The sequence below is a fragment of the Streptomyces sp. NPDC006872 genome, from assembly GCF_040635845.1.
Classification (GTDB): domain Bacteria; phylum Actinomycetota; class Actinomycetes; order Streptomycetales; family Streptomycetaceae; genus Streptomyces.
On record NZ_JBEYIL010000024.1, the window covers coordinates 99,858 to 124,781 of the forward strand.

Genomic DNA, 24,924 nt, shown 5'->3' on the forward strand with positions numbered 1-24,924 from the left:
ACCGTCTAAACTCCCCGGGATGTCACCAAGGGGAGGCTGATGTGCTCGACGCCGTTGACGGCCTGATCGTCGCCGCGCTGAGAAGCGACGGACGGGCGACCGTCCGGTCGATCTCGAAGCTGGTCGGACTCCCGGAAACCACTACCCGGGCCCGGGTGAACAGTCTGCTGGAGTCGGGCCGGGTCAGTGTCATCGCTGTCCTGCACCCCTCCGTGGAGCCCAGTGAGATCACGCTGTACATCCGTGTCCGGCTGTCGTCGGGCTGGGCTTCGCAGATCGCGGACTCCATCCTCGGGCACTCCTACTGGCTGGCGGAGATCATCGGGGAACCCGAGGTGATCGCCACGTTCGACGTGACGTCGCTGAGTCATGCCGCCCGGCTGACCGACGAGATCGCCCAACTGCCCTTCGTGTCCATGGTCACGACGGACCCGGTTCTGGGGGTCTACATGGGCGCGGGAACGCCCGTCGAGACGGGCGGCGAAGCGGGGCTGTGGCCCGCGCTGGACGAAACGCGACTTGACGCCCAGGACCGCCAGCTCATCCGCTCCCTCCAGGTCGACGGGCGCGCCACCTACACGGCACTCGCCCGCTCGGCCGGCCTGTCGCTCTCCCAGGCGAGGCGACGAGTCCTCGACCTCATCGACTCGGGCACCATCCGGATATGGACGACGGTCCAGACGGCAGAACACGATCTGGCCCGGGCTGTGCTCGACCTGACCGTCAACCCCAAGACCGTCATGACCACGGTCGAACGCCTCGTCCGGCGCCCCGGTGTCGTCTCGGTCTCGCGCATGTGCGGGACCTCGGCGCTCGCGCTCGACGTCGCCGCCCGCGACGCGGCGGAACTCGGTCAGCTCGTCGGCGACATTTCCGCGCACTCCGATCTCATCAGTTGCCGGGTGTACCGGATCCGTCTCCTGCGTCGCCAACTCCAGCAGCGGCTCCGTAGCACTCCCGACGCGTCCTCGGAGGAGGGCGACGCCAAGTCGGAGGCCTTGGACTAGTCCCGGTCCCGTCCTGGTCCTGTCCCGGTCATCGGGAGGGTAAGTACGGTGGCATTCGCATATCGGTACGATTGCACGTACAGGCGTACCCTGTCACGTACTCGCGCCCCATCCCTTACAAGCTGGAAACGCACGGCTCTCGCCACGCCGGCCTGGGTGGTGTTTTATGTCGTAGCGCTGGACTTGCGAACGAAAGCGCCAAGTCCCGCATCGGGAGATACGCCGCTCGTCCGACAACCGTTGAGGAGCTTCCCATGCCCCGGTCCGTCGAGGATCTGCTCAGCCGGCTGACGTTGGAGGAGAAGGTCGCCCAGCTCAGCGGGCCCGGCTTCCCGCAGCTGGCGCCCCTGTTCGCAGCACCCCCTGCCGATCCTGACGTATCTCTGGTCAAGGGGTTCCAGGAGATCGCGCCCCATGGAGTCGGGCACCTCGCCATGCTGGGCAGCTTCTGTCCCGACCTGGACGCGCTGCCCTCCTTTTTCAAGTCGGTGCAGGACGCCGCGATGGCCTGCGGACGCTTCCCGATCCCCGCACTGATCCACCTGGAGGCGCTCAACGGCCTCGTTCACCCCGGCGCGCCGACCTACCCCACCGGAATCGGACAGGCCGCCACCTGGAACCCCGCCCTCACCGCACGCATGGCGACGCACACCCGGGAACGGATGCGCGCGATGGGCGCCCGCTTCGCCCTGTCCCCGGTCCTGGACATCAGCCGCGACCCGCGCTGGGGCCGCGTCCACGAGACCTACGGCGAGGACCCGGACCTGTCGGCCGCCTTCGGCGTCGCCTTCGTCCGCGGCCTCCAGAGCGAGGACCTGCGCCAGGGCGTGGCAGCCTGCGGCAAGCACTTCATCGGTTACGCGGCCTCGCAAGGGGGCTTGAACTGCGGCGGCGTGAACCTAGGACCCCGCACCCTCAGGGAGCAGTACGCCCGGCCCTTCGAGGCGGCCGTCCGCGAGGCGGGGCTCGCCACCGTCATGAACTCGTACGCGGAGATCGACGGCCTTCCCGTCGCCGCCGACCCCGAGAAGCTCGGCACGCTGCTGCGCGACGAACTCGGCTTCACCGGCGTCGTCGTCAGCGACTACGCCTCCCTGGACCATCTGGTGGCGCTGTTCCACCTGGCCCCCAACCTGAAGGAGGCGGGCCGGATCGCCCTCGGCGCGGGCATCGACGTGGAGTTCCCCGAGTTCCGGGCGTTCGCGGACCTGGCGGAACTGGTGCGCGAGGGCACCCTGGACGAGTCGGTCGTCGACCGTTCGGCCCGGCGCGTCCTCGAACTCAAGGAGCGCCTCGGCCTGCTCGACCACCTCCTGACTCAGGGCACCCCCGTGGCGGCCGTCCCTCCCCTCACCACTCCGAAGGCCGAGGTGGAGCTGGACCTGAGCCGCGCCATGGCTGCACAGGCCGTCGTACTGCTGCGGAACGACGGAGTCCTGCCGCTGCGTCCGGCGCCCGGGCGGGTGGCCGTGATCGGGGAACTCGCCGCACAGGTCCGTGTGCACTACGGGGCCTACAGCGGAGTCGCCGCGCACGAGTCGACCGTTTCCGGGTTCGAGGTGTCCTTCGAGGGCGGCGGCCTGGACAACGTGCACGCGATGCGGCTCATCCCCACGCCCGGCTTCCCGCACCGCTTCGAGGAGCTGGCGCGTGAGGTCGAGCCGCACGCGGTGAGCGTGAGCGACGCCCTGGAAGCGCTGCTGGAGGATCCGGCCCCGCTGGTCCGCGCCCCCTTCGGCGGCCCGGAGGCCACCACCCCCGACGACCTGGCCCGCGCCGCCGAAGCCGCCGCCGGTTCGGACATCGCCGTCGTGGTCGTCGGCGAGCGCACCGGCTGGGTCGGCGACGTGACGGCCGGCGAGCAGGTCGACCGGCAGGATCTGCGCCTGCCCGGCGACCAGGAAGCCCTGGTCGAGGCGGTCGCCGCGACGGGTACCCCGACCGTGGTCATCGTGATCAGCGGACGCCCGCTCCTGCTGGACCGGGTGACCGGCAACGCGAACGCCGTCCTGTGGGCGCCGTTGCTCGGCCCCGCCGCCGGCCCGGCCCTGGCGGACGCCCTCCTCGGCCGCACCGCACCGGCCGGGCGGCTGCCCGTCTCCTTCCCCGCCTCGATCGGCCAGCTCCCGGTCTTCCACGGGAGCCGCGCGGGCAGCGGATACGAAACGGCCGCCGGCGCCGAGGTCGCCTACGTCGACGGCCCGGCCCGCCCCCTGTTCCCCTTCGGACACGGGCTCACCTACACGCACTTCACCTACGGTGACGCCCGGCCCGCCGCCCGCGAGGTCACGGCCGGCGGTGACATCGAGGTGAGCGTGGACATCACCAACAGCGGTGACCGGGACGCCGACGAGGTGGTCCAGCTCTATGCCCGCGATGTGGTCGCCTCCACCGTTCGCCCGGTGCGGCAGCTCCTGGCGTTCACCCGGGCACACATCCCGGCCGGCGCCACCAAGCGCGTCCGCCTGACCGCCCCGGTCGACGCGCTCGCGCTCATCGACCCGCGCGGTCTGCTCGTCGTCGAACCCGGAGAGGTCGACCTCATGATCGGCGCGAGTTCCTCCGACATTCGCGCGCGCACCACGCTCACGATCACGGGCGAGGTGACCGGCGTTCCTCGCGACGGCCGATTCCTCGGCAGCGCCGACGAATCTTCCCTGTAAAAAGCCCGCAGTTGAACGGTAGTTGGAGGCAGCAGACATGAGTACCGAGCGAAAGCCACTCACTTTCGGAGTCATCCAGGGCCTGAGCATGGCGGGCCTGGTCACCGGCATCTGGGCGCACCCGGACAACACGTCGGGGGAGTTCCTCACGCTGGACTACTGGACGAACATGGGCCGCAAACTGGAGGAGGGAGGCATCGACTTCCTGTTCCTGGCCGACCAGTTCGCCTATCCGCTGAAGAACGGCACGATGGCGGCGCGTGCGGTCGAGGACGCGGTCGCCTTCCCGATGGGCGATCCGCTCGTCGCCCTGTCCGCCATCGCGGCCGCGACCTCCCGGCTCGGACTGGTGGCGACGATGTCCACCATGACGGAGCCACCCGCCCACATCGCCCGCCGGCTCTCGACGCTCGACTCGCTGAGCGGGGGGCGCATCGGATGGAACATCGTGACGGGCGCCAACCAGGAGTCCACCACGCGCCTGTTCGGAACCGCCATACGGCCGCATGCCGAACGCTATGCGATCGCGGAGGACTTCCTGGAGCTGGCCCTCAAGCTGTGGGAGGGCTCCTGGGAGGACGACGCCGTCGTCTACGACAAGGCCGACCGGATCTACGCCGATCCCGCCAAGGTGCACGAGATCAAGCACGAAGGCCCCTACTTCAGGTGCGAGGGCGCGCTCCCCGTGCCGCCGTCCCCGCAGCGCACACCGCTGCTCTTCCAGGCGGGCACGTCGAGCGCCGGCCGCCGGTTCGCGGCCAAGTACGCCGAAGCCGTCTTCATCCCGGGAAGCCACCCGGAGAAGGCGATCGCCGACATCGCGGCCATCCGTACCCTGGCGCAGGAGGAGTTCGGGCGCGACGCCGATGCGATCAAGTTCGTCTGCGGCGCGCTGTTCATCACCGGTGACAGCGCGGAGGAAGCCGTACGACGGCGTGCGGAGATGGCCGGCTACTCGACGCTGGAGTCGGCCAAGCTGGAGTGGTCGTACCACACGGGCATGGAACTGTCCGACGCAGACATGGACAAGCCCATCCCCGGCAGTCGGCAGACGACGGAGGACAGTTCCAAGTCGCTGGTCGAGAAGTACGCGAGCGGCAAGGGCGCGGAGCGGCAGCCGCAGACGATCGGCGAGATGCTGGAACATCTGAGGGTCCACGGGACGACCGGGCTGGGGTTCGTCGGCACTCCCGAGCAGATAGCCGACGAGGTCGAGGAGTTCGTGGACCGCACGGGCGTCGACGGCTTCCTCGTCGAGCCCTTCACCACACCCGGCACCTACGACGACTTCGTCGACCGCATCATGCCCGTCCTGCGGGAACGAGGTCTCGCGAAGACGGCGTACGAGGGCTCCACCCTCCGCGAGCACCTGTTCGGCGCGGGCCGGGTGACCCTTCCCGAGAGTCATGTGGGGGCGTCGTTCCGACACGGGGCTGTGGCACTGGCCCCGAAGCCCGACGACGCGGCTGGGGGCAACTGACGAGTCCATTGCCCGCAGCCCTCCGGGCCGTTCTTGACGAGGACGGCGGCATCGGCGACGACAACGACGACCGACTTCGGCGCTCTGCGCCATCAGATCGAGAGCGTGCGCACGGACGGCTTCTCCCTCGACCTGGGCGAGATCCTCGAAGAGGTCTGCTGCCTGACCGCCCCGGTCCCCGCCGCCGCACGACGACTGACCGCGGACGCCATCGTCTCCGACGCCACGGTCGACGGGATCGAACCCAGGTGACGTAGTGCCTCAGCGATCCGTACCTTGCGCAGCACCGGGTGTGCGCCGTCCGGGGACGGTCGGCGGGTGCGGCGCGAGCTGCCAGGACGCGGCCGTGGCGGCGGGCGGCTCGGTGACGGGGCCGGGGGCGCCGAACACCTGGACGTCGGCGGTGCCCGGCCTGTGCGGGGCCCACCCCGGGGCACCGGTGCGGGCGAAGGCGCTCCAGGCGGTCATCATCCGTCGGCCGAGTGCCGCCGAGTCGGGCCACTGCCGGTACAGCGGAGCCAGCGGGTTGTCGTCGCTGTCGTGGTTGCCGAACACAAGGGCCGTCTCCATGCCGTGTGACGGTCCGAGGTCCGGCAGGTCGGCGGCGAAGAGGTAGCGGTGCGCGGTGCCGCCGGCGCGGACGTGGGCCTCGGCCATACGGGCGGCCGGGACGCGGTAGAGGTGGTCGCCGAGGAAGCGCAGGCGCAGCCGCGCGGTGGTGGCGTCGGGCTCGGCGGCCCGGTAGGCGTTCAGCAGGCCTCGGGCCGCGGCGTCGCCCACCGCGCCGGCGATCTCGTCATGCAGCGCGCCGGTGGTGGGCGGTGTGGTGCCGGGCTGCCCGAACGCCTCGGCCGCCAGCATCTCGTCGCGGTTCGCGCCGATGAGCAGCGGTACGCCGGCGGTGTCGCCGGCTTCGGCGGCCTGTACGGGCGTGCGTGGCAGAACGACGCCGTCCAGGACCGGTCCCCAGGAACGTCCGCCGGGCAGGGCTCGCGCCCCCATGTCGACGGGGACGATCTTCGCCTGGGCGGCGAGGATGTGCTCGACCGGCATGTCGAGGAGCTGCTCGGGGCGGCGGACGCCGACGGTGTCGAGCAGATCGGCGGCCAGTCGGCGTGCCGTGGCCGGAGCGTAGATCCGTGCGACGGGCGGGCTCATCAGCATCGCGCGCCGGAACAGGCCTCGGGCGAAGGGCATGGCCAGCAGGCAGCCGACGGAGCTCGCCCCCGCCGAGCCCCCGAAGACGGAGATGTTGTCCGGGTCGCCGCCGAACCGCCCGATGTTCCGGCGCACCCAGTGCAGCGCGGCGACCTGGTCCTGAAGCCCCAGGTTGACCGAGCCGGACCAGCTCTCGCCGCCGATGCCGGTCAGGTCCAGGAAGCCCAGGGCGCCGACCCGGTAGTTGAAGCTGACCACGACGACGTCGCCGTCCCGCATCAGCCATTGCCCGTCGGTACCCGGTGGCACCGCGCTTCCGGACTCGAAGGCACCGCCGTAGATCCACACCATCACCGGCCTGCGGCCGTGGACGTCCGGCGTCCAGACGTTCAACTGCAGGCAGTCCTCGTCCTGGACGGCGTCCGGGGGCGACCATGGATCGGGGTTCTGCGCGGGTGACACGCCGAAGGCCGTGGCGTCTCGCACGCCCTGCCACGGCCGGCGCGGGCGCGGCGGACGCAGCCGCAGCGGCCCGACCGGCGGCTCGGCGAACGGGATTCCCGCGAACACCGATCCGCCGTCGTCCAGCGCCCGCCCGGCCAGCTCCCCTTGCTCGGCGGTTACGGAAACGGTGTCCGACAACTGCTCACTCCTCATCAACAGCGACGGTGATCTTGGTGCTCACCGGACAGTCGGTGACGCTGCGCCCGGCCTCGACGGCATAGGTGCCCGGGACGGTGGTCCAGGCGGACGCGTCCTCGTCCCAGATCTGGAAGGCGCGGGCCGGAAGGTCGACGGCGACCTCGGCCGCCTCACCGGGGGATGCTTGTACCGAGGCGAAGCCCGCGAGCCAGCGGGCAGGGCGCTCCACGCTGTCGGCGACCGGGGCGAGGTAGAGCTGGACGACCTCACGGCCGGGCCGGGAGCCGGTGTTGCGGACTCGGACGGTCGCTGTGCGGCCGTCGACGGACACCGCCTCGTACGACCACTGGGTGTAGCCGAGGCCATGGCCGAACCAGTAGGCGGGGGCCGGGGCGCCGGGACGCTGCCAGGCGCGGTAGCCGATGAAGAGGCCCTCGGTGTAGGGGAGGGTGCCGTCCTCGGCGGGGACCACCTGGGTGACGGGGGCGTCGACGAGACGGACGGGCCAGGTGGTGGGGAGCCGGCCGCCGGGTTCCTCGGCGCCGAGCAGGACGTCGGCGAGGGCGGCGCCGGCCTCCTGGCCGGGGAACCAGCTGAGGAGGATCGCGGCGACATCGTCGCGCCAGGGGAGTTCGACCGGCGAGCCGGAGTTGACGACGACGATGGTGCGGGGGTTGGCGGCGGCGACCCGGGCGACGAGTTCGTCCTGGCGGCCGGGGAGCCGGAGGGAGGTGCGGTCGAAGCCCTCGCTCTCGACGCGCTCGGTCGTCGCGACCACCACGACGGCGACTTCGGACGCGGCGGCGACGGCGACGGCTTCCTCGATCAGTTCGTCGGCGTCACGCTGCGGCTCGCCGTGCACCAGCGAGAAGTCGATGATCTGGATCACGGCGTCCTCGTTGTCCGGCACGGTGTACGTGAGGCTCACCGCGACCGGCTGTCCTGCTGTCAGCTCGACGGTGCCGTGCCTCGTAGGGGAGCCGAAGAACGCTTCGAGGGGATCCTCCGCGTCGCAGACCTGCACCCCGTCGAAGAGCACCTCGCCGTTGACGACCAGGGTGAAGCCGCCGAACCCACTGGTGCCGAAGGCATGGGAGCCGCTCTCACCCGGTGTGAAGGTGCCGACCGCCTCGATGCTGTGGACCGTCTCGTACGACACGCCCTCGGGCAGGTCGATGCCGGACCACCACACCTTGCCGTTGTGCAGCGAGCCGGTGCCGAGTACGTCACCCTCGGCGTCGCGCACGACGGCCCGCAGGTCGAAGCCCTGGTCGGCGACGCCGAGTTCTTCGCTGGGGTCGGCGCCGACGGCGAAGGTCAGTGCGACACCCGTCGGGAGGGCGGCCCGCAGACCGTCGAGGGGTGAGACGACGCTTTCCGGGAGTACCTGCGCGGATCCGCCGCCTAGCACCCGGGCCTCCCGTGCCGCCTTGCCGATGAGGGCGACGCCGCGCAGCACGGAGGGGTCCAGCGGCAGTGCGGCGCCCTCGTTCCGCACGAGGACGAAGGCGCGCCGTGCGATCTCGTGGGCGAGGGCCTTGCCGTCGATGGTCTCGGGGAAGACGGTCACCGCCGCCGGAGCGCCGTCCAGGATGCCGACCCTGGCGGCGAGCCTCAGCACGTTGCGCACCGCTTCGTCGACGATGTGCTCCGCGACCCGTCCGTCACGCACGGCAGCGGCGAGCGCCTCGCCGTAGACGGTTCGCGGACCGGGCATGGCGACGTCGAGGCCGCCGGTGATGTCGCCGACGGTGTCGCGGGCGGCCAGCCAGTCGGAGACGATGTAGCCGTCGAAGCCCCATTCGCCGCGCAGGACTTCGTTCTGCAGGTAGCGGTGCTCAGTCATGGTGGAGCCGTTGACCGAGTTGTAGGCCGCCATGATGCCCCAGGGGTGGGCGTTCTTGACGATGGCTTCGAAGGGTGCCAGGTACAGCTCGCGCAGCGCCCGCGCGCTCACGATGTTGTCCACTGTGAAGCGGTCGGTCTCGGCGTCGTTGGCGACGAAGTGTTTGACCGTTGTCCCGACGCCGCCCTCCTGGACGCCCCTCACATAGCCGGTGCCGATCTCACCGGTGAGGTGCGGGTCCTCGCTGTACGCCTCGAAGTGCCGTCCGCCGAGCGGCGAGCGGTGCAGGTTGACGGTGGGCGCGAGCAGCACATGGACGCCCTTGCGGCGGGCCTCCTGGGCGAGAAGGCGACCGGCGCGGAGGGCGAGCTCCGGGTCCCAGGTGGCGGCGAGCGCGGTGGGGCTGGGCAGTGCGATCGACGGTTCGTCGGCCGTCCAGCGCACACCGCGCACACCGATCGGGCCGTCCGACATCACCAGGGAGCCCAGCCCGATCTCGGGCAGCGCGGGCAGCGTCCACATGTCCTGGCCGGCCAGGAGCCGTGCCTTGGTGTTCAGGTCGAGGTTGCCCAGAGCCGCCTCGACGGCGTTCGTGAGCTCTGCGTCGGTCATGGGATGTGTGTTCCCTTGTGAGGTCGTACGGGTGGTTCAGCGGGTGCTCTTGACGCGGGTCACCGACAGGGTGCCGACGAAGCGGGCGGCCGGCTCGACGGGCCCTTCACAGGAGCCCGGCCACGTCGAGGGCATCGCCACGTCAGACCGCCGCCGGGATCACCGGGAGTTCGATCCAGCTGTCGCCCGCGCCGAGCAGGACGTCGCTGATGAACGAGCCGTCCTCCTGGCTCAGGCCCCAGCGCGGGAAGTTGCTGTGGGCCACGTGCACGCGCAGTCGGTGTCCGGCCGCGAGCTCGATGCTGGTCGACCACAGGTCGACGGTCACGGTCCGCTCGCCCGACGCGTCGGACAGGCCGTCGGCGGACTCCACCCGGCTCACCCCGTCGACCAGGTTGATCGACTTGCCGTCAGGGCGGACGTCGCACACGCGCACCACCCAGTCCGAGACCGCCGCTCCCGGACGCACCCGGAGGTGGGCGCGGACCCGGCCGGTGATCTCCAGCGGCTCGTCCAGCGGATCGGTGGTGAACACGAGCACGTCGTCCCGGCACTCGACGTCGCGCTGGTCCCAGGCACCCCAGGGGAACTTCTCGTGCATCGCGGTGTTGCCGCCCACGGTCTGCACCGGCTCGGACGCCTCGAACGTGAGCGCCGCGACCGCCGGCGACGGGCTGTCCGCGTCTCCATCGGCCGAGGATTGCCCGGGGCTGCGCAGGACTGCGCGCTCGGCGGCCCCCAGCTCCAGCCGGGTGGTCACCGCCCGGGCGAGCGGCCAGCTCTCCTCGTCCCGCCACTCGTCGCGCCCCATGACGAACAGCCTGACCGGTGCCCGGTCAAGGGGCCGGTCGTCGAGGACCGCGTCGAAGAAGTCGAGGTGCTCCGCCGTAAGGGACGAGGTGAGGCCCATGGACTGTCCGCCGCCGGCGAGCCCGAAGTTCACGTCTCCGTTCTGCGAGGCGAAATCGGTGCCGTGCGTCCAGGGGCCGACGATGAGATGGCCGGCGATGCCCAGTTCGCGCTGGCGCGCGAAGTTGTCGAGGGTTCCCTGGAGGAAGACGTCGTACCAGCCGCCCACGTGCAGGGCCGGGATACGGATGTCGTCGATGACGGAGACGACGTCCAGCTCCGCCATCGTCTTGGGGTCGGCGTCGGCCCGGCGAAGGCCGATGTCGGGTACGTCCAGCTCCTCCAGCCATGGGATGCGGCCCGCCGGATAGCTCGAGTACTCGCCCCGGGCCAGTCCGTCGATCCGGCGCACCGCCTCCATCGCCTCGGCGGCCTTGCCGCGGCGCATCAGCTCGCTCATGCCGGTCGACAGCGACCAGAGCACGTTCAGCCCGTGTTCCGGCACGCCGCCGCGGCGCAGCGGGCCGTCCAGCGGATCCGACCAGGTCATGCCGGGCGCGATGGCACGCAGTCCGGGGGCGCCCGAGGCGGCTGCCCGCCACTGGGTGTTGCCGAAATAACTGCCGCCGTACATGGCGACACGGCCGTCGCAGAAGTCCTGCCCGGCCACCCAGGCGACGGCGTCGAAGCCGTCCTCGGTCTCGTGCTTCCACGGCACCCATTCACCGTCGGAGGTGCCACGGCCCCGTACGTCCTGGATGACCACGACATAGCCGCGGCTCACGGCGATCCGCTGATCGAGGTACACGGACGTGTAAGGCGACGACTTGTCGTACGGCAGCCTGACCAGCAGCGCAGGGTGTCGCTCGGTGTCATCGGGACGGTGGACGTCGGCGCGCAGCACGACTCCGTCCCGGGTGGTCATCGGAACGTCGGTCTCGAGTGTCATCCGCATTTGGGTACCATTACACGTACATTCGTACTCTGTCACGTACTTGTTGCTCTGGTGGAGCGGGCTGCGGGCCCCTCACGGGCCAATGTGTCGAGATCCTTACAAGCTCGAAATGCGAGACCCTCGCCAAGATGGCCGGCTGTGGTGTTTTATGTCATCACTCGGCGCTGGCGAACGAAAACGCAAGCGCCCTCGGGCCCCGGGGTGTGAAACACAAGTCAACCGCGCCAGTGCCGGTACGGCCCCCTTTGAGTAAGGACATCCTGCGATGACGGAGATCCAGGCAAGCGCACGCAACGGGCCGACTGTTCAGCAGTCGCCGGCCGTGAGCGTCAGTTCTGCCCGTAAGGCGAAGCGGGCACGTCGGGAGTGGGGAGACTCGCCGCTCTTCCGCACGATCACGCCGACCCTGGCCGTACTGCTGGCGGTGGTCGCATGGCAGGTCGCCACGAAGGTCGGGAACATCGCTCCCACGGTCCTGCCCTCCCCGACGCGCGTCGCCGAGGCCGCCTGGACGGATCGCGCAGCGCTCTGGCAGAACACGGTCCCGACCCTGCAGGTGACGGTGGTGGGGCTGGTGGTGTCGGTCGTCGTATCGGCGATCCTGGCGACGCTCCTGAGCTTCGTGCCCCTGCTGCGCAACGCGACGCTTCCGCTGCTGATCGTCGCCCAGTCCATCCCGATCATCGTGCTGGCACCGCTGTTCGTCATCTGGTTCGGGTTCGGCCTGGGGCCGAAGATCGGGCTCATCGTGATCACCACGGCGCTGCCCATGACGATCTCTCTCCTCCAGGGATTCCTGTCGGCGGACCCCGACGCGGCGACCTTGATGAAGTCGCTGGGAGCAAACCGCGTCAAGGTGTTCCTGCGCCTCCAGGTCCCCTCCTCGCTTCCCTATTTCTTCACCGGTCTGCGGGTCGTCGCCAGTTTCGCCGTCCTGGCGGCCATCTTCGCCGAGACGGTCGGCGCGGTGAACGGGCTCGGCATCTACATGGCGACACAGAAGAACATGCTCCGGACCGATCTGGTGCTGGCCGCGGCCGTCGTCAGCATCGCCGTGAGCCTCCTGCTGTTCTCGCTCACCTACCTGCTCGAAACTCTCGCGATGCCGTGGGAGCGCCGTCGGAAGGCGATGAGGTCCGAATGACGAACACCATGACAACCGGCACCACCACCAGCCGGCTGACCGGCCCCCTGCTCTCGGTCCAGAACGTGACCAAGACCTTCCCCGGCCCGCGCAAGACCCGTAACCCCGTGATCAACGACGTCTCCCTGGACCTCGCGCCCGGTGAGTTCGTGTCGGTCATCGGCCCCAGCGGCTGCGGCAAGTCCACGCTGTTCCAGATACTCGCCGGGCTCCTGCGGCCGGACGAGGGGTCCGTCACCTACCACGGTGATGCGACCCGAGGCCCGTACTCGGCGTACATGCCGCAGAAGGACCTGCTGTTGCCCTGGCTCACCGCCCAGGACAACGCCGCACTCGGTCTGACGCTCGGCGGTATGTCGAAGGCCGACGCCCGCAAGAAGGTGTCCGACCTGCTGGGCACGTTCCGGCTCGACGGATACGCCGACGCCTACCCGTTCGAGCTGTCCGGCGGTATGCGGCAACGCGTCGCGCTGCTGCGGACCATGGTCCTGGAACGGCCGATCCTGCTGCTCGACGAACCCTTCGGCGCACTCGACTACCTCACCCGCACGGAACTGCAGATCTGGCTCTCCCAGATCTGCGCCGAACTCGGCCAGTCGACCATCCTCATCACCCATGACGTCCCCGAGGCGCTCATGCTGTCCGACCGCGTCTACGTCCTGTCCAACCGGCCGGCCGAGGTACGCATGGTGCTCGAACAGTCCGAGCCGCGTCCGCGCACGCTGGACTTCATGGAGACCGAGGTCTTCACCCACAACGAACGCACGCTGCTCGCCGAGCTCACCCAGAGCGCGGCGCGACCGGCAGGCGTCAGCTGATCACCCGACCCGAAAGTCCACTCGACAGTCCAAGGGGGCACCATGTCATCCGCGTCGTCCCAGTTCCGCGTTCCGGCCATCGACATCGGCCCGTATGTACGTGACGGGTCCGCTGCCGACAGGGCAGAGGTGGCGCGCCGACTCGACCACGCCTGTCGCACCGTGGGTTTCATCCAGGTCGTCGGCCACGGGATCGCGGACGAGATCCTCGACGGACTCGGCAACGCGATCGACGGGTTCTTCGCACTTCCCCTGGAGTCGAAGAAGCAGTGGGTCCGTCCGTCGGGCGAGAACCGCGGCTACAGCCCGCCCAAGAGCGAGTCGTTGAGCTACAGCGTCGGCCTCGACCCCGTGACCCGTATGAACGACTTCTTCGAGGCGTTCAACGTCGGGACCTCCGCCGTCGAATACCCGGGCGCCGCGGTGTCCGAAGCGGACTACCCGCCCTCGGTGTGGCCCACCGAACCGTCGTCGTTCAAGGGGCAGGTCGAGGCCTACTACGCCGAGGCCCGGCGCGTCGCCCGCACGCTCACCGAGGTCGTCGCGGACGCCCTCGGGGTCGAGCAGTCCTACGTCGAGGGTCTCACCGACCACTCGATCGACGTGCTCCGCATGAACAACTACGCCCTGCCGCCCGGTGAGATCGAGCTGGGCGCCGAGCTGACCGGCATGAGCGAGCACACCGACTTCGGTCTGCTGACCGTCCTGTGGGCCGACCAGGTCGAAGGCCTTCAGGTGCTCGGCACCGACAACGCATGGCACGACGTCCAGCCCGCCGACGGCGCACTCCTGGTCAACCTCGGCGACGTGGCGGCCCGGTTGACGAACGACGCGTGGATGTCCACGCTGCACCGGGTCACGCCGCCCGTGGTCAACGGAACCATCAAGCGCCGCAGGTCGGCCGCGTTCTTCCACGACGGGAACGCGGACGCCGTCGTCGCGCCCCTGCCGTCCTTCGTCGCCGAGGGGGAGGAAGCGTTCTACGAGCCGATCACGGTCAAGGACCACATCCTCGCGAAGCTGAAGGGCTCCCGGGCGGGCCGCAAGAACCCCCACGCCCCGCGCGAGGCCGCCAGGGTCACCGCCGCCGCCGGCTGACGGAGCGGTACGCCATTACATGACCGGTCCCGTCGGCCGTCGGCATGCCCGCCGCCGGCCGACAGGAGCGCCCTTGCGCTGTCGCCGACCGCGCTGCGACCCAGGAGGTACGACCATGCCCTCATCCGGCGACCCGAACGCCACCGACGCGTTCCCGCCGATGGCACGGGAGGAGGAGCGGGTGGTGCTGGCCCGGCGGCTCCCCAAGGCGGAGCTGCACATGCACCACGTGGGCTCACTGGCCCCGTCCGAGCTGGCCCGGCTGCACAGACGGACCACGGGGTCCAGCCTGCCCCGGAGGGAGGCGGACGCCGCCTACGACCTGCGCAGCCTGGGCAAGTTCTTCGACGACCTGGACAAGGCGGTCCGGCTCTGGGGCGACACCGCGCTGGTCACCGAGGGTGTGCTGCGCATGATCGCCGGTGCCTACGACCGAGGTGTCCGCCATCTGGAGCTGCTGTGCACCCCGGATCTGCACCGGGACGAGATCGGTATGGAGCCCGAGGTGCTGCTGCGGGCGGTCGGCGAGGCGTTCCGCGTCGCAGGCGACGAACTCGGGCTCACCGGCGGCATCATCATCGAACTGCACCGCTTCGGCGGCCCTCAGGCCGCCCTCGACCTGGTCGAGCAGACCGCCGCACTGCGCGAGAAGGGCATCCCGATCCTCGGCTACGGCAACGACGGCGACCATCACACCGTCCCGTTCGAGGCCCTGGCGCCGGCCTACCAGCGGGCCCGGGCCGAGGGCTACCGGCTCACCGGCCACGCCGACATGATCGAGGACGTCGCCGCCGCACTCGACCTCGGCCTCGACCGCATCGACCACGGCTGGATGGGCGTCGACGACCCGGAGGTACTGCGCCGCCTCCGCGCCACCCGTACGCCGATGACCTTCACGCCCACCGCGTACGCGCTCGGCGGACTGGTCTCCCGGACCCGGTACGTCGACGCCTGGCGCGTCCTCGACGACAGCGGCGTACCGATGCTGATCGGCACGGACGACCCGGAGCTGTTCCACACCGACCTCGCCCAGGACTACGCGCTCCTGGCCAACGCGCTGCGATGGTCCAACGAACAGCTGGGTGCCGCCGCGAAGCGGTCGCTGGCCCACGCCTGGTTCTTCGACAGCGACGGCGCCGACGTACGCGCACACTGGTTCGCCGAGATCGACGCACTCGTCGCCGACCCCCGTAGTCCGCGCCGGGAACGACCGACGGGAGGCTGACGACGCCCGGCTCGGCCCAACTGTCCCACTGCACATGCCAGTTGGAGGTATCCGTCAGCCCGTCCCCGCAGCCATCGCGAGAACGTTGGCCGCGAGCCGGACGTGGGCCGCGTCGACGAAGCGGCCGTCGTGGCCGATGGCGCCCGTGCCGCCGGCTTCGGCGTCGCGGTACAGCGCTGTGATCTCCTCGGCGGCGGCGATCTCCGCCGGGGTGGGGGAGAACACCTCGTTGGCCAGGGGGACCCGGCTCGGATGGATGGCCCACTTGCCGTCGAAGCCGAGGAGGGCCGCCTGCCTCGCGGACCGTAGGTAACCGTCGGGATCCCGGTACGCCGGGTGAGGGGCGTCGATGGCGGCGATGCCCGCGGCGCGGGCGGCGGCGAGGATCTGGACACGGGCGTAGTGCCAGAAGTCGCCGGGGTAGGGGCCGACGGGGTCGAGGTCGCCGTCGACGCGGGCGTGCAGCGACACCGAGAGGTCGCCCGCGCCGAAGATGATTGCCTCCAGCCGGTCGCCGGCGCGGGCGATCTCGGTGGCGTTGGCCAGCCCCTCGGCCTCCTCGACAAGCACCTCCAGGGCGATGGGCCGGGCGAGGCCGAGCTTCCGCTCCAGCTGGGGCAGCAGTACGTCGACCCACCAGATGTCAAGGGCCCGGCGCACCTTGGGGACGATGATCACGTCGAGTGCCTCGCGGGCGGTCTGCCGCCAGGGTCACTGGTCGGCGTTGCGGCCACCCTCGTTGGCGAGGGCCAACAGGGCCCCGAGAGCCCTGAGTCCGCGCGTCATGTCGATGCTCTTGTCGTACTGCCAGAGCAGCTGAAGTCCATCCACCGCGGCGATCATCAGCTGGGCGAGGTCGCCGGGATCCACCCCGGCGGGAAGCTCGCCCAGCTCCTGGAGGTGACTCAGGGAGTCCCGGCCGAGGTCCTGGCTCTGCTCGTAGCGCTCCCGGAAGTACTCGTGAGAGGGGTGTTCGGGGGCCGCGGCGTCCGCCGAGAGGTTCGAGTACAGCGTCACCAGTCCGGGAACGGCGGCGTTGCGGTCCACCAGGGTCGCGAGGCGCTCGATCATCGTGGCGGCCGTCTCGGGAAGCCGGTCCATCTCGTAGGCGTCCGCGTCGACCTCGTCGCGTCGGCGGAGCACCTCGGTGAGCAGTTGCTCCTTGGTGCCGAAGTGGTGGACGAGTCCGGTGATGCTGAGGTTGGACGCGTCGGCGAGCTGACGCAGGGTGGCTCCGCCGAACCCGTGTTCGGCGATCACTTCGAGGGCGGTGGCGAGGATCTCCTCACGCTTCGCGAGCCCCTTGGGGTACGAGCGGCGGGTCATGGCCCCGAGATTACTCGACGACGAGATCTTGCCGAAAAAAAACCGTAAGGCTTACTGTTTCTGTCGTGCGACGGGGACGCCGGCTCTCGGACAGCCACGCACCGGGCACCAACGGGAACTTCTTCGTTCAGTGACGAGCGATCGGGTAACGCATGACAACGCCTTCCTCCGCTGACGTGTCCAACAGCGATCCGCCACCTTCCGAGGCCGCCCCGACCGCCCAGGTCCTCGCGCCGACCGAACTCGGCACTTCCCTGAAGTACCTGCGCGGTCGCGTCCTCCGGCGCTATGCGCTGTGGTACGGAGTCGCGCTCGCCGCGTTCTCCAGCATCTGGGGAGGAGTCGGCACGCTGCTGCTCCCCAACCAGGTCCAGTCGCTGGAGGCGGCGAGGTTCTTCACGGGCCACGACGCCGGGACGGATCTCCAGAAGCTCACCGCACTCAAGAACGCCATCGCCGCCGGCACGGCGACGGCGACGGCGGACCAGAGCCGTCTGCTGGGGATCCTGGCCGACTTCGACGCAGGCCGGGCGGAATCGCTGGCGCTGGTCACCTCCGTCGGACTGGTCGCGACGATGGTCGCGCAACCGCTGATCGGTGTCTTCTCCGACCGGACCCGGAGCCGAATGGGCCGTCGCGCCCCGTGGATCCTCCTGGGCGCACTCGTCGGCGCCGCGTTTCTCGTCGCGGTCCGCTTCGCGCCGACCGTGGCCGTCCTCGTGGTGCTGTGGGCCATCGCCTCGGTGGCGCTGAACGCCGCGGTCTCTCCGCTCGGCGCGACGCTCGCCGACCGCGTGGTCGAGACTCAGCGTGGCAGCCTGTCGGCGATCGGCGGCTTCGGCTCGTTCCTGGGTGGCGTACTGGGGAGCGTCGGCGCGGGTGTCGCCCTCTCGGCACTCGGTCCGAACAGCTACTTCGTCTTCGCCGGACTGGTCGTGCTGTGCGTCGCACTCTTCGTGACGCGGGCCAAGGACGGCTCCTCGCTCGACCTGCACGTGGCGAAGTTCGAGTGGAAGCCGTTCCTGCTCGGCTTCACCTACGCGGTGCGTACGCGAGACTACTTCTGGGTCTGGACGGCTCGCATCCTGCTCACCTTCGGATACGGGGTCTCGGGAGCCCTCGGGTTCTACATGCTCCAGAGCTATGTGAAGCCCGCCCTCGGCGTGAGCGAGGCCACGAAGCTCGTGCCGTTGCTCGCCTTGACGGCACTGCCCGCCACGGTGGTCGCGATCCTTGTGGCCGGCCCGCTCTCCGACCGGCTGAAGCGACGGAAGTCCTTCGTCTTCGCCGCCTCGGTACTCATGGCCGCGTCCATGGTCATTCCCCTGCTCTCGCCGACGGTCGCCGCACTGTTCGTCCAGGCGGTCGTCGCCGGGTTCGCCTTCGGCATCTACATCCCCGTCGATCAGGCCCTGGTCGTCGACGTGCTGCCGGACCCGAACGCCGTCGGACGTGACCTCGGTGTGGCGGGCCTCGCCATCAACCTGGGGCAGGCGCTCGGTCCGGCCCTCGCCGGATCGGTCGTGTCGGTCACCGGCGGATACGCGTTCGTCTGGGTGGCCGCACTCGCACTGGTCGGCCTGGCCGCACTCGCCATCCTGCCCGTCCGCAGACCCTGATCTCCCGTCCTGCCCTCGATCCATTGACGTACCGATTCGCCTTAGGGGACCCATGCTCGAAATCGCCTCCGCCCTCGATGAAGCGACCCTGGAACAGAAAGCAGGTCTCGGCAGCGGGTCGGACTTCTGGACCACCACGGCGGTCGGTCGCGTCCCGTCGATCCTGATGACGGACGGACCGCACGGACTGCGCAAGCAGGAGGGCGCCACCGACCACCTGGCGCTCTCCGGCAGCCTCCCGGCGACCTGCTTCCCGCCGGCGGTGGCCCTCAGCCAGACCTGGGATCCCTCGCTGGTGTTCCGCGTGGGCGAGGCGCTCGGCCGCGAATGCCAGGCCGCGGGCGTCCACGTCCTGTTGGGGCCGGGTGTGAACATCAAGCGCGATCCCCGAGCGGGGCGGAACTTCGAGTACTTCTCGGAGGACCCGCTCGTCTCGGGAGCCCTCGGCTCCGCGTGGGTGTCCGGTCTCCAGAGCATGGGCGTCGGCGCGTCGCTCAAGCACTTCGCCGCGAACAACCAGGAAACCGACCGGATGCGGGTGAGCGCCGACATCGATCCGCGCCCGCTGCGGGAGATCTACCTGCGCGCCTTCCAGAAGGTGGTCCAGGAGGCGCAGCCGTGGACGGTGATGTGCTCCTACAACCGCGTCAACGGTGTGCACGCGTCACAGAACCGCTGGCTGCTCACGGAGGTGCTGCGCGAGCAGTGGGGCTTCGAGGGGGTCGTGGTCTCCGACTGGGGCGCCGTGGCCGACCGGGTCGCGGCGGTCGAGGCCGGCCTCGACCTCCAGATGCCCGGCAATGACGGTTTCGACGACGCCAAGGTGGTCGCCGCCGTGCGCGAGGGGAGTCTCGACCCCGCCGTCGTCACGGAGGCGGCGGCCCGAGTCGCCCGTCTCGCCCACCAGGCCGAGGCGGCCCGCCGCCCGGACACCGCGTGGGAGCCGGAGGACCATCACGACCTCGCCCGCGAGGTCGCCTCACGCGCGATCGTGCTCCTCCGCGACGACCAGCGGATCCTTCCCCTGGATCCCGCCCAACGCCTCGCCGTCATCGGCGAGTTCGCCGCCCGGCCGCGTTACCAGGGCGGGGGCAGCTCGCACGTGAACGCGATCCGCGTCGATGTGGCCCTCGACGAGATCCGCGCCCGCGCTCCCCGCGCCGAGGTGTCGTACGCCGCGGGCTTCTCGTCCGACAAGGAGGCGGATCCGGCAGCGCTTCGCGCGCAGGCGGTACGGGCGGCGGCGGCCGCGGACGTGGCCGTGGTCTTCCTGGGCCTGCTCGACAGTCAGGAGAACGAGGGCGTCGACCGCGCCGACATCGAGCTGCCCGCCGATCAACTGGGCCTGCTCGACGCGGTGGTCGCCGTACAGCCGCGCACGGTCGTGGTGCTGTCGCACGGCGGAGTCGTGCGGCTCGCACCCGTCGTCGCCGGACCGTCGGCCATCCTCGACGGCGCGCTGCTCGGCCAGGCCGGCGGCAGCGCGCTCGCGGACGTCCTGTTCGGCATCGTCAACCCTTCCGGACGCCTCACGGAGACCGTCCCCGAGCGGCTCCAGGACGCGCCCTCCTTCACGAACTTCCCCGGCGAGCGGATGCACGTCCGCTACGGCGAGGGAATCCTCGTGGGCTACCGCTGGTACGACGCACGCTCGATCGACGTCACGTTCCCCTTCGGACACGGCCTGTCCTACACGACCTTCGCGTACGACTCGCTCACGGTCGAGGCGCACGGCGACACCGTCGACGTACGCGTCACCGTCCGCAACACCGGTGAACGGGCAGGGCGCGAGATCGTCCAGCTCTACGCGTCACGGGACCGGTCCACGGTGGTACGCGCGCCCCAGTGGCTGGTCGGCTTCGGAACCGTCGACCTCGCACCGGGCCAGTCCGGCGAAGTCGTCGTCGCCGTACCGAGGCGGGAGTTCGAGCACTGGGACGAGGAACTCCAGCGCTGGCTGGTCGAGGGCGGCGAATTCCGCATCGCGGCGGGCGCCTCCAGCCGGGACATCCGCCTCTCCGACACCGTCGAACTCCACGGGGAGACCGCCCGATACCGACTGGGAGCCGATTCGTCCATCGGGGAGATCCTGGCCGATCCCATCGCCGGGCCCGCCTTCCGCGAGGTCTTCGCCGCGATGTTCGAGCAGTTCTCGGGCGCCGAGGAGACCGACTTCGCGCCGATGCTGGACTCACTGCCGTTCGGGCGCTTCGTGAGCACGACGGGCTCGGCGCTCCCCGCAGGCATGGTCGACGACGTGCTCGCGCGCGCGAACGCCGCCAACGGCTTCCAGGAGAACCGGACATGACGAAGCCGGCCGACGACAGCGAGCGCCCCTACGTCACCCTGGCCGAGCGACGCGTACCGGTTCCCCGCTCGATCAGCCCCGAGGCACAGCGCAAGCTGGCCGAGCTCGCCGACATGCCACGCACCTCCTTCCCGGACGCACGGGACGAAGCCGGCTGGCGCGCCAGTGTCGCAGCGCAGATCGAGCACGAACTGTCGGTGCTTCCGCCCGGCTCGGCGCAGAGCATGGCCCCCGCGTACGGGGTGGATCTGACGGTCGGGAACGTCGGCCATGTGCCCGTCCACGAGGCCACGCCGCACGGGTGGGACGAGAGCGACGAGCGGGTCGTGCTCATGCTGCACGGCGGCGGGTGGATACAGGGCGGCGGCGAGCCGGCCGCGGTGATGACCGTCCTCGAAGCGGCGACGCTCGGACTGCGGGTGAGAGGGGTGGACTACCGCATGGCGCCGGACCACCCCTATCCGGCTCCTCTCGACGACTGCCTGGCGGTCTACGGCGCACAACTGAAAGAGACGGAACCGGGGTCGATCGCCCTCACCGGAACGTCCGCGGGCGCGAACCTCGCGGCCGCGACCGTACTCCGTGCCCGCGACGAGGGGCTGCCGCTGCCGGGCGCGGTGGCCTTGTGGTCTCCGTCGGTCGACCTCACGCGCGACGGCGACACCTGGTACACCCTCGACGGTCTGGACCCGATCATCGGCCTGCACATGAGCACACTGATGGACTACTACGCGCGCGGCCAGGACCCTCGCGACCCCTACCTGTCACCGGTGTTCGGCGATCTCTCGGGATTCCCCCCGACGCTCCTCGGGTCCGGCACCCGCGACGGGCTGCTGTCGGACACCGTGCGCTTCCACCGCGCGTTGCGCCGCGCCGGCGTGGACGCCCACCTCCATGTGCACGAGGCCATGACGCACTCCGCCTTCTTCGGGGGAGCCCCGGAAGAGGCCGAGGTGGGTGCCGAGGTCAAGGCCTTCCTCCAGCAACACCTGCGGTCCGGCAAGGAGGCCGACGATGCCTGACACGACGGCAACTCGACTACACCGCACCGCCGTTCGCACGCTCGACAGGACGGTCGAGGGCCGGGGCGGAGCGATCCCCGTTCGCGACTACCTCCCGGAGAACACCCGGGACAGCGCCGTGCCACTGCTGTGGATCCACGGCGGCGGATGGATGTCCGGCGGCCTCGACCAGAAGGAGTCGCACGCCATCGCGAAGGCGATCGCCGGCACCGGCCGGCCGGTACGCACCGTCGACTACCGCCTTGCACCCGCACTCGGATGGCGTGACCTCGCGTCCCGCTCGCCCCTCGTGCTCGAACCGTCCGAGAACCGCTACCCGGCCGCGCCGGACGACGTGGTCTCCGTCATCGTCGACTGGGCGGAGTCGGGGCACGGCCGACTCTTCGTCGGCGGGGCGAGCGCCGGAGCCAACCTCGCCGTCACGGCGGCCGTTGCCCTCCAACAGGCAGCAGGCATACGGCTGTTGGGACTCATGCTCGCGTACGGCGGGTTCCACTCCACCCTGCCCCCGCTCCCCGAACGGGTGCGGTCACGACTGACCGGATTCGCCGGACGGATCGCCTTCACACCGGCGTCCTACGACCGGATGGCGCTCAACTACGTCGGTGACGAGCGCCTGTTGCCGGGAGCTTTCCCCGCCGGAGCCGACCTCGCGGGACTGCCGCCGGCGCTCGTGATGGACGCCGACCGGGACAGCCTTCGCGCCTCCGGCGAACAGTTCGCCGCCGATCTGCGGGCAGTCGGGTCCACGGTCGACCACCTGGTCATCGAGAAGACCTTGCACGGGTTCCTCGACCACCCCCGCGGCCGCGGCTTCCGCCGGGGCGTCCATGCGATGAGCCAGTGGCTCGACGCCCACGACCGACCGGCCTGACCGACCGGCATGACCGACCCCCGAAAGCCACCTCCCACAGACCGGCCGGACCGGCCGGATCGACCCGAAAGAGACACCATGAACGGCATACCGCCCGACTTCCTCTGGGGCGCGTCCACAGCTCCGCACCAGATCGAGGGCAACAACGTCAACAGCGACTGGTGGGCACGCGAACAGGTCACTCCGGGCATGGCGCTCAGCGGGGACGCCATCGACAGCTACCACCGCTACGGCGAGGACATGCGACTGTTGGCCGACGCCGGGCTGAACGCCTACCGTTTCGGCATCGAGTGGGCGCGCATCGAACCGATCCCCGGCCACTTCTCGAAGGCGGAACTCGCGCACTACCGCCGCATGATCGACACGGCGATCGGGCTGGGGCTCACACCGGTCGTGACGCTTCAGCACTTCTCGACCCCGAAGTGGTTCGCCGACGAGGGCTCGTGGATGGTCGAGAGCGCGATCGACCGCTTCGCGAGCTACGTCACCACGGCGACGTCCATCCTCGAAGGGGTCGAGTGGGTCTGCACCATCAACGAACCCAACATGCTGGCGATGATGGGCACGATGATGAAGGCCGCCGAGTCGGGCGAGGGCGACTGGCAGAGCCCGACGGTCGAAGGCGACGTACAGATGGTGCTGCCCCCGCCCGACCCGGAGGTCGGACGCCGGCTCGCGCGCGCCCACGACGCGGCCCGCGAGATCCTTAAGGAACGGACCGACGCCAAGGTCGGCTGGACGATCGCCAACCAGGCGCTCACCGCCAAGCCGGAGCACGAGGCGCGGCTCGTCGAGGAGCGCTACGTCCGGGAGGACCTGTACCTGGAGGCCGCGAAGAACGACGACTTCGTCGGAGTCCAGGCCTATTCCACACAGGAGGTCGACGAGAACGGCCTGGTGCCGCACGCACCGCACCCCGACAACACCCTCGTCGGAACCGCGTACCGGCCGGACTCCCTGGCGATGGCGGTGCGTCACGCGTGGCAGGTCACCGGTGGCGTCCCGGTGCTCGTGACCGAGAACGGCATCGCCACCGAAGACGACACCCGCCGCATCGCGTACACGGGCGAGGCCCTGCGACACCTCTCCGCCGCCATGGACGACGGCGTCGACGTTCGCGGCTACCTGCACTGGAGCGCGCTCGACAACTACGAGTGGGGCCACTGGGAACCGACGTTCGGGCTGATCGCTGTCGACAGGGAGACCTTCGAGCGGCGGCCGAAGCCGAGCCTGGCCTGGCTCGGCAACCTCGCACGATCCGGAAAGGGACCGACGTCATGACAGAGCGGACAGAACGCGACACCGAGCACGGGCTGAGCCCCGAGGCCCAGGCATGGCTGGAGATGCTGAAGGCGAACCCGCAACCGCCCGCCCCCGAACCGGACGACATCGAGGCATGGCGTGCCCTCGTCGCGGTCACCTCGGCACCGGAGCTCGCCGACGCCATCGGGCTCGCGACCACGGGTGCCGTCGCCACGGGCGTTCCGGTCGAGGTCCACACCGTCGACCTGCCGAACGCGGTCGTCCACGTCGGCACCCCGGAGGGTCTCGCCCCCGACGACCGGCGCGTCCTGCTCAGCGTGCACGGCGGAGCGTTCACGGTGGGAGGAGGCGCGGCGACGAGAGCGGCGACGGGATTCGTCGCGGGCGCCTACGGAGTCACCGCGTGGAGCGTCGACTACCGGATGCCGCCCGACCACCCCTTCCCCGCGGCACTGGACGACTGCCTCGACGCCTACCGGGCCCTCCTGGAGAGCCACGACCCGGCCTCCGTCGCGGTCGGCGGAGTGTCCGCCGGCGGAAACCTCACCGCCGCCCTGCTCCTCCGGCTCCAGGAGGAGGGACTGCCGATGCCCTGCGCGGCCGTACTCAACTCGCCCTGCGCCGACCTCACCCTCTCCGGCGACACCCTGGTCAACGACGCCACCGGAGATGTCGCCGGGCTCACGAACAACCTGAAGCTGTACACGGGCGACCACGACCTCACGGATCCCCACCTCTCCCCGCTCTTCGGGCGGATCGGCGACGACTGGCCACCCACGATCCTGTTCACCGGCACCCGCGACTTCCTGCTCTCGGACACCGTCCGCATGCACCGGAAACTGCTGGCGGCCGGTGTCCGGGCCGAGCTACACGTCTTCGAGGCGGCACCGCACGGGATGTTCGGCGGCAATGCCCCGGAAGACCGTCTCCTCGTCGCTCAAGCCCGGCAGTTCCTGGAGGCAGCGTGGAACGAAGGTGCCAAGACGTGAGGCATCGGGTTCCGTTCTGCGCGGCC

General features: G+C 70.3%; 18 protein-coding genes and 1 pseudogene. 14 read left to right on the forward strand and 5 right to left on the reverse strand.

The window, feature by feature from the left end:
• Nucleotides 1–41: 41 nt before the first annotated feature.
• The 4 genes from ABZ725_RS45665 to ABZ725_RS45680 all read left to right on the forward strand — a co-directional run bounded on the left by ABZ725_RS45665 (nt 42) and on the right by ABZ725_RS45680 (nt 5,402).
• The gene (locus tag ABZ725_RS45665) at nt 42–1,007 is read left to right on the forward strand and encodes an Lrp/AsnC family transcriptional regulator (protein ID WP_358808282.1); all 966 of its coding nucleotides are present in this window, start codon (nt 42–44) and stop codon (nt 1,005–1,007) included.
• A 254-nt stretch (nt 1,008–1,261) separates the two neighbouring features.
• A complete protein-coding gene (locus tag ABZ725_RS45670) occupies nt 1,262–3,670 on the forward strand; it encodes a glycoside hydrolase family 3 N-terminal domain-containing protein (RefSeq protein ID WP_358808283.1) in 2,409 nt (802 codons plus the stop codon).
• A gap of 37 nt (nt 3,671–3,707) precedes the next feature.
• A complete protein-coding gene (locus tag ABZ725_RS45675) occupies nt 3,708–5,150 on the forward strand; it encodes an NtaA/DmoA family FMN-dependent monooxygenase (protein ID WP_358808284.1) in 1,443 nt (480 codons plus the stop codon).
• Nucleotides 5,151–5,183: 33 nt separating this feature from the next.
• Nucleotides 5,184–5,402 carry an IclR family transcriptional regulator C-terminal domain-containing protein gene (locus ABZ725_RS45680; protein ID WP_358808285.1) on the forward strand — a complete coding sequence of 73 codons (219 nt, stop codon included), beginning with the start codon at nt 5,184–5,186 and terminating at the stop codon, nt 5,400–5,402.
• Between the two features lie 9 nt (nt 5,403–5,411).
• Here the strand turns inward: ABZ725_RS45680 and ABZ725_RS45685 are convergent, their stop codons facing one another.
• The 3 genes from ABZ725_RS45685 to ABZ725_RS45695 form a co-directional block, all read right to left on the reverse strand.
• Nucleotides 5,412–6,950, reverse strand: coding sequence for a carboxylesterase family protein (locus ABZ725_RS45685; RefSeq protein ID WP_358808286.1), 1,539 nt, complete (start codon nt 6,948–6,950; stop codon nt 5,412–5,414).
• 4 nt (nt 6,951–6,954) lie between these two features.
• A complete protein-coding gene (locus ABZ725_RS45690) occupies nt 6,955–9,408 on the reverse strand; it encodes a glycoside hydrolase family 3 C-terminal domain-containing protein (protein WP_358808287.1) in 2,454 nt (817 codons plus the stop codon).
• A 142-nt stretch (nt 9,409–9,550) separates the two neighbouring features.
• Complete coding sequence (locus tag ABZ725_RS45695) at nt 9,551–11,206, reverse strand: CocE/NonD family hydrolase (RefSeq protein WP_358808288.1); 1,656 nt, start codon at nt 11,204–11,206, stop codon at nt 9,551–9,553.
• Nucleotides 11,207–11,534: 328 nt separating this feature from the next.
• Here ABZ725_RS45695 and ABZ725_RS45700 point away from each other — a divergent pair, with 328 nt between their 5' ends.
• The 4 genes from ABZ725_RS45700 to ABZ725_RS45715 all read left to right on the forward strand — a co-directional run bounded on the left by ABZ725_RS45700 (nt 11,535) and on the right by ABZ725_RS45715 (nt 15,497).
• On the forward strand, nt 11,535–12,356 hold the full coding sequence (locus tag ABZ725_RS45700) for an ABC transporter permease (RefSeq protein WP_358808289.1): 822 nt from the start codon (nt 11,535–11,537) through the stop codon (nt 12,354–12,356).
• Nucleotides 12,353–13,174, forward strand: a complete 822-nt coding sequence (locus ABZ725_RS45705) for an ABC transporter ATP-binding protein (protein WP_358808290.1) — start codon at nt 12,353–12,355, stop codon at nt 13,172–13,174. The genes ABZ725_RS45700 and ABZ725_RS45705 overlap by 4 nt, the downstream gene beginning before the upstream one ends.
• 42 nt (nt 13,175–13,216) lie before the next feature.
• Complete coding sequence (locus tag ABZ725_RS45710) at nt 13,217–14,272, forward strand: 2-oxoglutarate and iron-dependent oxygenase domain-containing protein (protein ID WP_358808291.1); 1,056 nt, start codon at nt 13,217–13,219, stop codon at nt 14,270–14,272.
• Between the two features lie 115 nt (nt 14,273–14,387).
• Complete coding sequence (locus ABZ725_RS45715) at nt 14,388–15,497, forward strand: hypothetical protein (protein WP_358808292.1); 1,110 nt, start codon at nt 14,388–14,390, stop codon at nt 15,495–15,497.
• Nucleotides 15,498–15,551: 54 nt separating this feature from the next.
• Here the strand turns inward: ABZ725_RS45715 and ABZ725_RS45720 are convergent.
• Together ABZ725_RS45720 and ABZ725_RS45725 are read right to left on the reverse strand one after the other, a co-directional pair.
• Nucleotides 15,552–16,181 (reverse strand): annotated as a pseudogene (locus ABZ725_RS45720) (CoA ester lyase); the annotation flags it as partial.
• Between the two features lie 27 nt (nt 16,182–16,208).
• Nucleotides 16,209–16,823: a TetR/AcrR family transcriptional regulator gene (locus tag ABZ725_RS45725; RefSeq protein WP_358808293.1), complete on the reverse strand. Its 615-nt coding sequence runs from the start codon at nt 16,821–16,823 to the stop codon at nt 16,209–16,211.
• A 152-nt stretch (nt 16,824–16,975) separates the two neighbouring features.
• On the opposite strand from ABZ725_RS45725, the gene ABZ725_RS45730 reads away from it, so the two are divergent.
• The 6 genes from ABZ725_RS45730 to ABZ725_RS45755 all read left to right on the forward strand — a co-directional run bounded on the left by ABZ725_RS45730 (nt 16,976) and on the right by ABZ725_RS45755 (nt 24,898).
• On the forward strand, nt 16,976–18,442 hold the full coding sequence (locus ABZ725_RS45730) for an MFS transporter (RefSeq protein WP_358808294.1): 1,467 nt from the start codon (nt 16,976–16,978) through the stop codon (nt 18,440–18,442).
• Nucleotides 18,443–18,494: 52 nt separating this feature from the next.
• Entirely contained in the window at nt 18,495–20,750 is a 2,256-nt protein-coding gene (locus ABZ725_RS45735; protein WP_358808295.1) for a glycoside hydrolase family 3 C-terminal domain-containing protein, read from the forward strand.
• Nucleotides 20,747–21,772 (forward strand): alpha/beta hydrolase, encoded by a 1,026-nt coding sequence (locus ABZ725_RS45740; protein WP_358808296.1) that lies wholly within the window; start codon nt 20,747–20,749, stop codon nt 21,770–21,772. The genes ABZ725_RS45735 and ABZ725_RS45740 overlap by 4 nt, the downstream gene beginning before the upstream one ends.
• Entirely contained in the window at nt 21,765–22,646 is an 882-nt protein-coding gene (locus ABZ725_RS45745; protein ID WP_358808297.1) for an alpha/beta hydrolase fold domain-containing protein, read from the forward strand. Before ABZ725_RS45740 ends, ABZ725_RS45745 begins: the two co-directional genes overlap by 8 nt.
• Before the next feature lie 78 nt (nt 22,647–22,724).
• Nucleotides 22,725–23,927 (forward strand): family 1 glycosylhydrolase, encoded by a 1,203-nt coding sequence (locus ABZ725_RS45750; RefSeq protein ID WP_358808298.1) that lies wholly within the window; start codon nt 22,725–22,727, stop codon nt 23,925–23,927.
• On the forward strand, nt 23,924–24,898 hold the full coding sequence (locus ABZ725_RS45755) for an alpha/beta hydrolase (RefSeq protein ID WP_358808299.1): 975 nt from the start codon (nt 23,924–23,926) through the stop codon (nt 24,896–24,898). The genes ABZ725_RS45750 and ABZ725_RS45755 overlap by 4 nt, the downstream gene beginning before the upstream one ends.
• Nucleotides 24,899–24,924: the final 26 nt, after the last annotated feature.